Origin of the sequence: Promicromonospora kroppenstedtii (assembly GCF_044389675.1) — a bacterium.
GTDB classification, from domain to species: domain Bacteria; phylum Actinomycetota; class Actinomycetes; order Actinomycetales; family Cellulomonadaceae; genus Promicromonospora; species Promicromonospora kroppenstedtii.
In genome coordinates this window covers 42812-54896 of record NZ_JBIRYI010000011.1, presented here as the reverse complement: position 1 = coordinate 54896, position 12085 = coordinate 42812, and the positions used below count along the sequence as shown (strand labels likewise).

At 71.2% G+C, this 12085-nt stretch carries 11 protein-coding genes and 1 tRNA gene; 6 read left to right on the top strand and 6 right to left on the bottom strand.

Annotation, left to right across the window (positions count from 1 at the left end; all coding sequences use genetic code 11):
- The first annotated feature begins 68 nt into the window (after window positions 1–68).
- Window positions 69–935, top strand: coding sequence for a M15 family metallopeptidase (locus ACH47X_RS18040; protein ID WP_397405907.1), 867 nt, complete (start codon window positions 69–71; stop codon window positions 933–935).
- Here the strand turns inward: ACH47X_RS18040 and ACH47X_RS18035 are convergent.
- The 5 genes from ACH47X_RS18035 to ACH47X_RS18015 all read right to left on the bottom strand — a co-directional run bounded on the left by ACH47X_RS18035 (window position 932) and on the right by ACH47X_RS18015 (window position 5111).
- Entirely contained in the window at window positions 932–1597 is a 666-nt protein-coding gene (locus ACH47X_RS18035) for a CYTH domain-containing protein (RefSeq protein WP_397405906.1), read from the bottom strand. The genes ACH47X_RS18040 and ACH47X_RS18035 overlap by 4 nt on opposite strands.
- Before the next feature lie 53 nt (window positions 1598–1650).
- Window positions 1651–2211 carry an STM3941 family protein gene (locus ACH47X_RS18030; RefSeq protein WP_397405905.1) on the bottom strand — a complete coding sequence of 187 codons (561 nt, stop codon included), beginning with the start codon at window positions 2209–2211 and terminating at the stop codon, window positions 1651–1653.
- A gap of 50 nt (window positions 2212–2261) precedes the next feature.
- Window positions 2262–3077, bottom strand: coding sequence for a TSUP family transporter (locus tag ACH47X_RS18025; protein WP_397405904.1), 816 nt, complete (start codon window positions 3075–3077; stop codon window positions 2262–2264).
- A gap of 137 nt (window positions 3078–3214) precedes the next feature.
- Window positions 3215–4285 (bottom strand): TerC/Alx family metal homeostasis membrane protein, encoded by a 1071-nt coding sequence (locus ACH47X_RS18020; protein WP_397405903.1) that lies wholly within the window; start codon window positions 4283–4285, stop codon window positions 3215–3217.
- A gap of 259 nt (window positions 4286–4544) precedes the next feature.
- A complete protein-coding gene (locus ACH47X_RS18015; RefSeq protein ID WP_397405902.1) occupies window positions 4545–5111 on the bottom strand; it encodes a TetR family transcriptional regulator in 567 nt (188 codons plus the stop codon).
- A gap of 104 nt (window positions 5112–5215) precedes the next feature.
- On the opposite strand from ACH47X_RS18015, the gene ACH47X_RS18010 reads away from it, so the two are divergent.
- From ACH47X_RS18010 to ACH47X_RS18000, 3 genes are all read left to right on the top strand, one after another.
- Window positions 5216–6667 carry an MFS transporter gene (locus tag ACH47X_RS18010; protein ID WP_397405901.1) on the top strand — a complete coding sequence of 484 codons (1452 nt, stop codon included), beginning with the start codon at window positions 5216–5218 and terminating at the stop codon, window positions 6665–6667.
- A gap of 53 nt (window positions 6668–6720) precedes the next feature.
- Entirely contained in the window at window positions 6721–7557 is an 837-nt protein-coding gene (locus ACH47X_RS18005; protein WP_397405900.1) for an SDR family NAD(P)-dependent oxidoreductase, read from the top strand.
- A gap of 790 nt (window positions 7558–8347) precedes the next feature.
- Entirely contained in the window at window positions 8348–8551 is a 204-nt protein-coding gene (locus ACH47X_RS18000; RefSeq protein ID WP_397405899.1) for a site-specific integrase, read from the top strand.
- Between the two features lie 94 nt (window positions 8552–8645).
- Here the strand turns inward: ACH47X_RS18000 and ACH47X_RS17995 are convergent.
- Window positions 8646–8718, bottom strand: a tRNA-Arg gene (locus ACH47X_RS17995).
- Between the two features lie 305 nt (window positions 8719–9023).
- Here ACH47X_RS17995 and argS point away from each other — a divergent pair.
- Entirely contained in the window at window positions 9024–10685 is a 1662-nt protein-coding gene (argS, locus tag ACH47X_RS17990) for an arginine--tRNA ligase (protein WP_397405898.1), read from the top strand.
- Window positions 10682–12043, top strand: coding sequence for a diaminopimelate decarboxylase (lysA, locus tag ACH47X_RS17985; protein WP_397405897.1), 1362 nt, complete (start codon window positions 10682–10684; stop codon window positions 12041–12043). Before argS ends, lysA begins: the two co-directional genes overlap by 4 nt.
- Window positions 12044–12085: the final 42 nt, after the last annotated feature.

Genomic DNA, 12085 nt, shown 5'->3' with positions numbered 1-12085 from the left:
CCGGGTCTAATGTCACGTGCACATAACGGAGCGCGAGGGGGCCGCGGACACATGAAGACGGAGGGCCAGTGGAGTCCACGGCTGTGACGAGCACGCAGCCCGCCCTCATGACGCGCCGCGCGCGCCGTGAGGCGGAGCAGCAGACGCAGGCGATGCGCAAGATGACGTCGTTCGACCGGTTGGTCACCGGAGCGGTCCCCAAGGCCTCGCGTCCCACGTCGTCGGTCCCCGCGGGACAGCGAATGATCTCCAGGGCCGCCGTGGTCGGCACGCTCGCCGCCGCGACCATCGCGGCGCCGTTCGTGCAGGCCGCCGAACAACCCGGTGAGTCGCCGTTCGACGTCGAGGCTCCGCCCACCGGGCCGTCGGTACTGGACCTCGTGACGCAGCCCGTCGAGCGCCCGGAGACCTCGGCCGCCGTGGTCCGCGCTGAGGCACTCACCCGCCCCGTGTCGGCCGCCAGCCGCTCGCTCGACCGCAGCCCCCTGCCGAACTGCGACGTCAACGCACCCGTGGACGGCACCAACGGTGGGCTCGCGGACCACTCGCTGTGCGAGCTGTGGCAGGACGGGGAGTACCTCCGGCCCGACGCCGCGATGTCGCTCAGCGCGCTCAACGAGGCGTTCCGTGCGTCGTTCGGGCGCGAGCTGTGCCTGGTGGCCAGCTACCGCGACCTGAACACGCAGTACGAGATGAAGGCGTCGCGTGGTTTCTACGCCGCCTCCCCGGGCACGTCCATGCACGGCTGGGGCCTGGCGATCGATCTGTGCACCAAGGAGACGGGCGACAGCGACGTCTTCTCGTGGCTCTGGGCCAACGCGCCGTCCTACGGCTGGCAGAACCCGGCGTGGGCACAGCTCGGCGGCAGCAAGTACGAGCCGTGGCACTGGGAGTTCGTGTCGGGCGTCGTCGAGAAGGGCGAGTGGCGCGGCTAGAGCCGCAGGTGGGTGTTCGGCCCGAAGTCCTGGCGGAAGGCGGGCCCCTGGCTCGCCAGCTCCGCGGCGAACGACCGAGCCCACGCGCTGTACGGCTCCGTGGCCAGGTACTCGTTCGAGAACCGGCGGTCGTCGGTGATCTCCGTGACGCAGAAGTCCGGGATCTGCAGGCCTGTTACCGGGCCGGAGCGCTCGCACTCGGCCACCACCAGCGGGTGGTTGGCCCCGCCGAACACGTCGATGGACCAGCCGTCGGCCCCGAGCCACGCGGCGTAGCGCACCTTGACGACCGGCGCGCCGCCGCGGCGGACCAGCTCGACGCCGATGCTCGGGTCCAGCTCGCGCTCCGCCTCGTAGCGGGTACCCCCGACGGCCGGGCCCTTCACCGTGACGGCGGCGAAGTCGATGTCCGCGACGTGCGACCGGAGCAGCTCGGCCGGATCGGTGTCGGCCGTGAGGTCGGCGTCGACGTCGCCCGCCTGGACCCGGACGCGCAGCGCGTAGCCGTCGTCGGCCAGGAAGTAGGACTGGACGATGAGGGCCGGGGCGTCCTTGAGCTCGGCCGGTAGGTCACGCACGAAGAAGCGGCGCTCGAACTCGAAGTCGGCGTAGCCGCGGTCGGGCTCGGCGGCGGGCGGCTCGTCGAAGAGGTCGTCGCTCATGAGGATCCCTCGCGCTGCTCGGCAGGTGTTTCTCGGCGGATGGTCCTAGAAGTCTACGCAACCGGCCCGGCGAGGGGCGCCCGGTCGGTGACGAACCCGGTCAGAGCGGCCGACAGCTCCTCCGGACGGGTGTCGATGCTCCCCGGCTTGAGGACCACGGGCGTGCCGACGAGGGCCGTGTTCAGCGACGCCGCGATGCGACGGACGAACGTCCGCTGCCGCACGACGACGGCCCGCGGGTCGGCGACGTCGACGGCGAGCACGCGCCGGAACGCCAGCCGGGCCTCGCGCACGCCCGTGACCTCGGTCCAGAGCACCTGCTCGACGCCGAGGTTGGGCAGCCAGTCGGTGAGGCCGTCGTCGTCGAGCGTGAGTACGGGCCAGGTGGGCAGCAGCAGGCGGCGCAGCACGATGAGGCCCAGCCCGGTGAAGACCAGGACGCCCATGGCGCTCACCGACACGACGGCCAGCGCGGCCGGCGATCCGCTGATCTGGGCGGCGTCGAAGCCGAGCCGGGCGGCGACGGCGCAGAGCACCACCAGCGCGAGGGTGCCGAGGGCGAGCGTGATGACGTGCGCGCGGGACGGGTAGAAGTCGACGGACTCGTCGGGCATACCGGGACACTATCCGCACGAGGGGCCGAATCGGTAGCCCGGATATGGCTTCAGCCGAGCAGGAGGCGGGCGCCTGCCAGGGCCGTCGCGATCAGCACGGCCGTGCTGAACACCGGGCCCGAGATGCGGTGGGCCACGAACCGGCCGAGGAGCAGGCCCGCGACCATGCCGGGCAGCAGGGCGAGGGAGACCAGCAGCGAGCCGGCCGAGACGAGGCCAAGGCTCGCGCTGAACGGCAGCTTGGCCACGTTGACGGTGAGGAAGAACAGCGCGACCGTGCCGAGCAGCCCGGCTCGCGAGACGCCGGTCCGGAGCAGGTAGAGGCTCATGGGCGGTCCGCCGGCGTTCGCGATCATCGTGGAGACGCCGGCGGTGGCGCCGAGGGCGGCGCGGGCGAGGCGCTCGCCGAGGGTGGCGCGTGGTGTGTCGGGTGTCGCGCCCGCGGGTACGGTCTCGGCGTCCGCCGGGCGCGGGGGGCGGCGTCGGGCGCGCCGCGCGGCGAGCTGCCGGACCAGGTCGCCGAGCCCTGCGAGCAGGAGCAGTGCGCCGACGATCCGGGCGCTGACGTCGGGCGGGGCCCAGCTCAGTGCCGCGAATCCGACCAGCAGCCCGACCGTCACGCTGGGCAGCAGGCCGCGCAGGATGCGCCAGCGGACGTCCCTGCCGTAGGTGCTGACGGCGACCAGGTCGCCCACGATGAGCAGCGGCAGGGCGACGCCGGCCGCCTGGACCGGCGGGAGCACCGAGGCGATGATCGCCGCGCCGAGCGCGCCCAGCGGGGGCAGTCCCGTCTTGGACAGGCCCATGAGCAGGGCGGCGATCGTGCCGCCGACGACGACGGTGAGCGTGAGGGCCGATGCGTCCATAGCGGGGAGGACTCTACGGCGGAACGACGCCGGTCTGCCGATCCTGCCCGTCGCGCTGTCAGACCCTCACACATGCGTCAGCCGTACAGGGTCACCCTGGTGACCTGTACGGCTGACACGTACCGGGGTGGAGCGGGTCAGTGTGCTCCGGGGCGGGTCGCGCTCGACTCGTCGCGGTCCTGGTCGGACTTCTCGCCGTCCGCCGCTTCGACGGCCGGGGTGCCCGACGCGTCGCCCGTGGCGGCGTGCTCGGTGGCCTTGCCCTCGTCGTCGTTGCGGGTCGCATGGAGGCTGGTGAAGGTGACGATCACGAGGACGGCGATGATCACGCCCAGCGAGGCGACGGTCGGGATCTCGGGCACGCCGGCCCAGATGCCGTGGGCCCAGTGCAGCACGAGCTTCACGCCGATGAAGGCGAGGATCGTCGCGAGGCCGTAGCCCAGGTGCACCAGCTTGCTCAGGGCGGTCTGCAGCACGAAGTACAGGGCGCGCAGGCCGAGCAGGGCGAAGGCGTTGGTCGCGAACACGAGGTACGGGTCGCTGGTGATGCCGTAGACGGCGGGGACGGAGTCCACCGCGAAGACGACGTCGGCGGCGAAGATCGCGACGACCACGACCGCCAGGGGGGTGAGCATCCGCTTGCCGCCCTCGCGGACCGACAGCGCGGGGCCGCGGTAGTCGTCCGTGACGGGCATGAAGCGGCGGATCAGCTTCACCGACCGCAGCTCGGAGACCTCGATCGCGTGGTCGTCGCCCTTGATCTGGTCGCGGAGGATCTTGACCGCCGTGGCCAGCAGGATCGCCCCGAACAGCAGGAAGGCCCAGCTCAGGTTGGCGAGGACGGCGGCGCCGACGGCGATGAAGACGCCGCGGAGCACCAGTGCACCGACGATGCCGAGCAGGAGGACGCGCTGCTGCAGGGCCGCGGGCACCGCGAAGGCGCTGAGCAGCAGCATGAACACGAAGAGGTTGTCCACGGAGAGCGACTTCTCGACGAGGTACCCGGTCAGGTACTGCACGCCGATCGACGAGCCGAAGGTGGCCCAGATCCAGCCGCCGAACGCGAGCGGGAGGGCGATGTAGAAGGCGCTCCAGCCCAGGGCCTCGCGCATCGAGACCTCGTGGGGGCGCCGGGTGATGAGGAAGTCGACGACGATCAGGACGATCACGGCGAGGATCGTCAGGGCCCACATCATGGGTGTGGCCACGGTCGTCAGCGCGGAGGCAGGGGCAGCAGAACTCGTCAGCGAGGCGAGCAAGGAGTCTCCAAAGATAGGTCGGCTCCGAGGTCTCCTTCGCCTTGCTGGGCAAGGCCGCCGCCCGAGGCACTGGTAGCAGTGCCGTAATGACCGGGACGGTGTTGGGAAGTACTCCCCCCGCGGCAGGGAGTCTACGGCATGGGTCCGGCGTCTGCCTACGGTCTCTGGTCGGGGCGTGACGTGCGACCGGTGGGGCCCTGGCCCCGCTTCAGCGGTGGTCGCCCTGGACGAGACGGCGCACGCTCTCGACGACGACCTCGCGCCTGCGGGCCCGGGCCGGCTGGCGGACCATCGCGAGCTCCGGCGTGTGCAGGTGCCAGCTCATCATGAGCGCTCGAACCTCGGTGAGCAGCTCCAGGGGTGCGTAGGCACTCGTCAGCAGGCCGGCGTCCTGGGCTTCCTTGATGGCCTTCAGCTTCGCGGCGTTGGACGCCATGATCGCGTCGAGCTGCCCTTGCGGGCGTTCCAGCTGGTACCAGGTGGTGAGCCGCAGCGTGGTCGGGTTGGCCTCGTAGAGGTCGAACCCGCGGCCCGCGTAGGCGGGCAGGTCGGTCGCGTCGAAGTCGACCTTGTCCACGAACGCGAGCACCCGCTGCGCGAAGACGGTGTCGAACAGCTCGTCCTTGCTGCCGAAGTGCTTGTAGATGAGCGCCTTGTTCGCGGGCGCGTTCTCGGCGATGCGGTCGACCCGTGCTCCCGCGATGCCGTACGCGGCGAACTCGGCCTCCGCGGCGTCGAGGATGCGGGCGCGGGTCGCGTCGGAGTCTCTGACCATGCCGTCCATCCTAGTGAATAACTAGTTAGTTGCAAGCACCGCCGGACCGTGCTTCACTGAGGTAACAAACTTGTTAGTTACTTCCAGATCGGAGAGCTGCTCTCATGTCCGCTACAACCAGCCCGGCCCGTCCGGGCGCAGATCGAAGGGGCGTCGTCCTGGCCGTCATCCTCGGCTGCCAGCTCATGATGACGCTCGACGCCTCGATCGTGACCACGGCGCTGCCCCACATCCAGCAGGAGCTCGGCTTCACCGACTCGGGGCTCTCGTGGATCCAGAACAGCTACGTCCTCGTGTTCGGCGGCCTGCTGCTCCTCGGCGCTCGCGCCGGCGACCTGTTCGGCCGTCGCCGCGTGTTCGTCGCCGGCGTCGTCGTCTTCACCCTCGCGTCGCTCCTCGCCGGCGTCGCGCAGACGGCAGAGCTGCTGATCGTGGCCCGCGCGGTGCAGGGCCTGGCCTCGGCCTTCGCGATCCCGGCCACGCTCGCGCTCCTGGTCTCCAGCTTCCCGGCGCCCGAGGAACGCGCCCGTGCCATCGCGGTCTACAGCGCGGTGATCGGCGCCGGCGCGAGCGTGGGCATCATCGTCGGCGGGGTCTTCACCCAGTTCTGGTCGTGGCGCTGGGGCCTGCTCATCAACGTGCCGATCGGCGCGCTCGTCGTCGCACTCGCGCCTCGTGTGCTGCCCGAGGGCGGGCGGCAGTCCGGCCGGATCGACGTGCCCGGTGCGCTCACCATCACCCTCGGCATGTCCGCGCTGGTCTACGGCCTGGTCGAGGCGGCCGAGGCCGGATGGTCCAGCCCGTTCACGATCGTCCCGCTCGTCGCGGCCGTGGTCCTCGTGGTCGCCTTCGTGCTGGTCGAGCGCCGGGCGGCCCAGCCGATCGTCCCGCTGCGGCTGTTCGCCAGCGTGCAGCGGTCCGGAGCGTATGTCGGCCGCGTCCTCATCGTCGGCGCGATGTTCTCGATGTTCTACTTCCTGTCGCAGTACCTGCAGAACGTGCTGGGCCTGAGCCCGCTGGAGACCGGCTTCGCGTACATCCCGACCACCGCGATGTTCTTCGCGATGGTGTACGTCGTCCGCTTCCTCGGCGCGCGGATGAACAAGTCGACCCTGCTGGTCGCCTCCCTGGTGCTCGCGACCGTCGGTATGGCCTGGCTGAGCCGGCTCGACGCGACCACTCCTTACTTCCCGCAGATCGTGCTCCCGCTGCTCGTGCTCGGCGTGGGTCAGGGCATCGCGATCATCCTGTTCACCGAGCTCGGCATGGCCGACGTCGGGCAGTCCGACGCCGGTGCGGCCTCGGGCCTCGTCAACACGGCGCACCAGATCGGTGGCTCGATCGGGCTCGCGATCCTGACCGTCATCTTCGCCTCGGCCGTCGGCCACGGGACGGATCCCGACCCGGCGGTCCAGGCCGAGGGCTACGCCGCGGTGTTCCAGGTCTCCACGCTCTTCTACGTGGGTGCCGTCGTCGTCGCCGTCGGGATCCTGGTCGCGAACCGCCGCTCCCGGAGGCGAGCGGCTCTGCTGAGCGCCGCGCCGTCGGCCGTCTGAGCCGCCAGCGCCTCGTCCGACCACCTGTCTCGAACCCATCGAAAGGAACCACCATGTCCACGTGGATCATCACCGGAGCGGCAACCGGACTCGGCCGCCTGCTCGCCGAACACGTCCTCGCCGAGGGGCACGACGTCGCGGCCGCCGCGCTCGACGTCGGCCCCCTGAGCGACCTGGCCGAGCGCTACCCGGAGAGTCTGCTCCCGGTCACCGCCGACATTACCGACGCCGATGCCCGCGCGCGGCTGGTCGAGGCGACCCGGCAGCGGTTCGGGCGGATCGACGTGCTCGTCAACAACGCGGGCATCGACTTCATCGGAGCGGTCGAGGAGCAGGACGAGGCCGACTACCGCGCGGTGTTCGAGGTCAACTTCTTCGGGGCGGTGGGCATGATGCGTGCGGTCCTGCCGACCCTCCGCGACCAGCGAGCCGGCACCATCGTCAACATCTCGTCGATGGACGGGATCGCCAGCCTCCCGGTGAACGGCTACTACTCGGCGAGCAAGTTCGCGCTGGAGGGCATCACCGACGCACTGGCGGGCGAGGTGGCCCACCTCGGCATCACCACGCTGTTGGTCGAGCCCGGTTCGATCCGCACCGGGATCATCGGCCGCACCAGGACGTCGGGCGCACGGATCGCGGACTACGAGCCCGCCGTCCGTCCGTTCCTGGACGCGGTGGCCCTGCCGGACGCGGCCACGCTCCTGTTCCCCGGGGACGCGACGGCGTCCGCCGCGGCCGTCTATGCCGAGGTCACGGCGGCGCACCCACGGCGTCGTCTGATCCTCGGCAGCGACGCGCTGGCGAACATCACGCGCGCCGTCGAGCGGCTGCAGGAGGACGTCGCCGCCAATGCGGAGACGGCTGGGGGCGTCGACTATCCGGTCTGAGCGGTTCGGCCGCTGGCGGGCAGCACAGCGACGTCCACCGCCGGTGCGCGGGGCGCCCAGCCGGCTGCTTCGCCCTTGATCTGCTCCTCTGGCTGTGGCGTACCCCGGCCGTTAGGCCAGCAGTAGCCGACAGGAGGCCGCAAGAGCGGGGAAAGCAACAGGCCGTGACCAGCGTTTGCGTTGGTCACGGCCTGTTGCTGTCTGTGCGCCTGAAGGGATTCGAACCCCCGACCTTCTGCTCCGGAGAACTTCGGCTCATGGTCGATCGGCATGTTTCTGCGGGTCGCTTGCCCCGGAACGCCCGGGAAAGTGGTCCTCGCGCGAGCGGTCGGAGCTGTTTGGCGGGGAGGTTGGCGGGGAAGGCGGGATCATCTGTCAGTGGGCAACGAGGACCGATATCGCTGTGGCTTCTGCGGTGAGCCGACCGACGACGACCCGAGGTACGTCCGCCTTGATCTGTCTTGGGATCACGCGGAGGCCTTCCAAGTCATCGGGGCTCACCATGCCTGCCTGGTCGCAGCGCTACAGCCGGGCTTCCCTCTGGCGGTTGAGGGGCCATACGAGTAGTGAGCTGACGGGGCGGTCGACCCTGCGGGTCTGTGACCCGACATGCTCCTGCTTCGGGGTCCCTGTTCCTCCGTCATCCGTTGGCGCGGGGCACGTCTCGGACGTCGGTTCTGCCGGCAGTGCAACAGGTCCCGCTCATCGAGTGTCGGTGGAGTGGTGCAGGTGGCCGGCGGGACCTAACACCCTGGCGAGAAAGGTCGGATGGTCCAAGCGGGTCGCCCGCATGGGCTTCGTCGGGTTCCGGATCCACGACCTCCGGGCAACGGCACTGACCAACCTGCTGGAGGCAGGCGTGAAGCTCCATGTGGTGCGGGACATCGCGGGGCACAGCGACCTGCGGGTGACTAACCTCTACACCCGACCTCACGACGACGCGCTGAACCTCGCTGCGGCGGCGCTCAACACGTACGCGGCACGTGGCCGGTGAGCATCCCGTGGCGGGGAAACTGGCGGGGAACAGCCCTCAAGGCCTGGGCACGAAAGAGCCCCTCACCTGGTGTAATGCCTGGTGAGGGGCGTTGTGCGCCTGAAGGGATTCGAACCCCCGACCTTCTGCTCCGGAGGCAGACGCTCTATCCACTGAGCTACAGGCGCGTGGCCGCTGGCTGGGATGCGTTGCTCCCGTAACGGCCGAAGCGAGACTACCAGGTAAGCGGCCCCGCGCGTGCATCCGGGCCTGTGACCCGCACCGTCGCGCCGCGTGACACCGTGCGACGCGGAGACCCGGCGCGATCGGTGCCACGCGCTTGGCAACCGTCCGCCGTCCGAACGCGTCCGTGTGGCACCGACCGACGGTCCGGCCGGGCGGCGATGATGTTCCTGAAACAGGGCGCGCCACCGCCGTCCGGTGCCTGTGGACAACGAGACAGGGGATCCGGCCCGGCCGATAGAATCGATCCGTGACCCCCACGGAGCTCTCAGAAACACTCAGCGCTGCCCTCGCAGCGGCCGTCGCCGACGGCACGCTCGCCCTGCCCGCCGACGCCGTCCCGGCGTCGGTCCACGTGGAGCGACCGAGGCAGCGAGAGCACGGGGACTGGGCCACGAACGTCGCCCTCCAGCTCGCGAAGAAGGCGGGCACCACGCCGCGGGCGCTCGCGGAGGACCTCGCGGCCCGCCTCGGCGCGACGCCGGGCATCAAGTCGGTCGGCGTCGCCGGACCGGGCTTCCTGAACATCACGCTCGACGCCGCCGCCGCGGGCGAGCTCGCGCGCACCATCGTCGAGACCGGTGCCGCGTACGGCCGGGGCGAGGCCCTGGCCGGCCAGGTGATCAACCTGGAGTACATCAGCGCCAACCCGACCGGTCCGCTGCACATCGGGCACACCCGCTGGGCCGCGCTGGGCGACTCGCTGGCGCGCATCCTGCGCGCGGCAGGCGCCGACGTGACCGCCGAGTACTACATCAACGACGCGGGCGCCCAGATGGACCGCTTCGGGGAGTCGGTGCTGGCGCGCGCCACCGAGGGCGAGGTGCCCGAGGGCGGCTACCGCGGCGAGTACGTCAAGGAGCTCGCGACCAAGGTCCTGGCGGACCACCCCGAGCTGCCGGAGCTGCCGCACGACGAGGCCGTCGCGGTCGCCCGGGAGTCGGGCTACGCGCACCAGCTCGCCGAGATCCGCGAGGTGCTCGAGAACTTCGGCGTGCACTTCGACGTCTGGTTCTCCGAGCGCGACCTGCACAGCTCGGGCGCCGTCGAGAAGGCGGTGGCCCGGCTGCGCGAGCAGGGGCACGTCTTCGACCAGGAGGGCGCGGTCTGGCTGCGCACCACGGACTTCACGGATGACAAGGACCGCGTGATGATCCGGGCGAACGGCGAGCCCACCTACTTCGCCGCCGACGCCGCGTACTACCTGTCCAAGAAGGACCGCGGGTTCCCGGGCAAGATCTACCTGCTCGGCGCCGACCACCACGGCTACATCAACCGCCTCAAGGCCATCGCGGCCTGCGCCGGGGACGACCCGGAGACCAACATCGAGGTGCTGATCGGCCAGCTCGTCAACGTCGGCGGCGCCAAGCTGTCCAAGCGCGCCGGCAACATCATCGAGCTGCGCGACCTCGTCGACTGGATCGGCAGCGACGCCGTCCGCTACTCCCTCGCGCGCTACCCCGCGGATACGCCGCTGGAGCTGCAGGGCGAGGACATGCTCAAGCAGACCAACGACAACCCGGTCTTCTACGTGCAGTACGCGCACAGCCGCACGGTGCAGATCGGCACCAAGGCCGTCGAGCGCGGCGTGGCCCGTGCCGACGGGTTCGACCCGGCGCAGCTCTCGCACGCCTCGGAGGGTGCGCTGATCGGGCGGCTGACCGAGTTCCCGCGGATCGTGGCGCAGGCCGCCGAGCTGCGCGAGCCGCACCGCGTGGCCCGCTACCTGGAGGCCCTCGCCGGCGACTTCCACTCCTGGTACAACGACGACGAGAAGCTGCGCGTCACCCCGTACCCCGACGAGGAGGTCACGGACGCCCACCGGGCTCGTCTGTGGCTGAACGACGCCGTCCGCACGGTCCTGGCCAACGGCCTCGACCTGCTGGGCGTGAGCGCTCCGGAGCGGATGTGACCGGCGCGCCCTGGTCCACGGGCGTCGGCCGGCTGCCCGACGGCGCGCTGGCCGTTGCGGGCGTGGACGTCCGCGACCTCGTGGCGGAGCACGGGACGCCGGCCTACGTGCTGGACGAGGCCGACTTCCGGACGCGTGCCCGTGCCTACCGCACGGCGTTCGAGGCCGCCTTCGGCGCCGTCGGCGCGGGCGTGGACGTGTACTACGCCGGGAAGGCGCTGCTCACCGTGGCCGTCGCGCGCTGGGCGCGCGAGGAGGGGCTGCGCGTCGACACGGCCTCGAGCGGCGAGCTCGCCGTTGCGCTGCGGGCCGAGGTGCCGGGCGCCGAGATCGGCCTGCACGGCAACAACAAGTCCGACGCCGAGATCCTGCGCGCCCTGGACGCCGGGGTGGGCCGCATCATCGTGGACTCGCTGGTCGAGATCGAGCGGGTCGCGCGCCTCGCGGGGGAGCGCGGCGTCGTGGCCCCGGTGATGGTCCGCGTGACCACGGGTGTGCACGCCGGCGGGCACGAGTACATCGCCACGGCTCACGAGGACCAGAAGTTCGGGCTGTCGGTCAACGCGGCGGACGGGGCGGAGAGCCCCGCGATGGCCGCGCTGCTGGAGGTGCTCGAGCACCCCGAGCTGAGGCTGCTCGGCATCCACTCGCACATCGGCTCGCAGATCCTCGACCCGGACGGTTTCGAGGCCGCCGCGCGCGTGGTGCTGCGCCTGCGGGTCGACCTGTCCGAGCGGTCGGGCGTGCTCGTCGACGAGGTCGACCTCGGCGGCGGCTACGGCATCGCCTACCTGCCCGGCGACGTCGCGCTCGATCCCGAGCGGGTGGCCAAGGACATCGCGCAGTCGGTGTCCGGCGTGTGCCAGGAGCTCGGCACGAGCCTGCCGCGGTTCTCGATCGAGCCCGGCCGGGCGATCGTCGGGCCCGCGGGCCTCACGCTGTACACGGTCGGCACGGTCAAGCCCGTCACCGTCTCGGCGGACGGCGGCGCCGACTTCACGCGCACCTACGTGTCGGTCGACGGCGGCATGAGCGACAACATCCGCCCCGCCCTGTACGGGGCGGCGTACCACGCCGAGATCGTGGGCCGCTCGTCCTCGGCCGAGACGGTGCTGGCGCGCGTGGTGGGCAAGCACTGCGAGTCGGGCGACATCGTGGTGCACGAGGTGCAGCTCCCGGCGGACGTGCGCGCGGGCGACCTGCTCGCCGTCGCCGCGACCGGCGCCTACGGGCGCTCGATGGCGTCGAACTACAACATGCTGCCCCGCCCGCCGGTGCTCGCGGTGGCCGACGGCGCCTCGCGGGTGCTGGTCCGCCGCGAGACCGAGGACGACCTGCTGGGCCTCGACCAGGGCTGACGGACAACAGGACGGCGGGCGGGTGACCGAGGTCGCCCGCCC

Bases quoted from the DNA above. Each gene is read 5' to 3' on its own strand.
- ACH47X_RS18035 (WP_397405906.1), bottom strand. From the start codon at position 1,597: ATGAGCGACGACCTCTTCGACGAGCCGCCCGCCGCCGAGCCCGACCGC.
- ACH47X_RS18030 (WP_397405905.1), bottom strand. From the start codon at position 2,211: ATGCCCGACGAGTCCGTCGACTTCTACCCGTCCCGCGCGCACGTCATC.
- ACH47X_RS18025 (WP_397405904.1), bottom strand. From the start codon at position 3,077: ATGGACGCATCGGCCCTCACGCTCACCGTCGTCGTCGGCGGCACGATC.
- ACH47X_RS18015 (WP_397405902.1), bottom strand. From the start codon at position 5,111: ATGGTCAGAGACTCCGACGCGACCCGCGCCCGCATCCTCGACGCCGCG.
- ACH47X_RS18010 (WP_397405901.1), top strand. From the start codon at position 5,216: ATGTCCGCTACAACCAGCCCGGCCCGTCCGGGCGCAGATCGAAGGGGC.
- ACH47X_RS18005 (WP_397405900.1), top strand. From the start codon at position 6,721: ATGTCCACGTGGATCATCACCGGAGCGGCAACCGGACTCGGCCGCCTG.
- ACH47X_RS18000 (WP_397405899.1), top strand. From the start codon at position 8,348: ATGGGCTTCGTCGGGTTCCGGATCCACGACCTCCGGGCAACGGCACTG.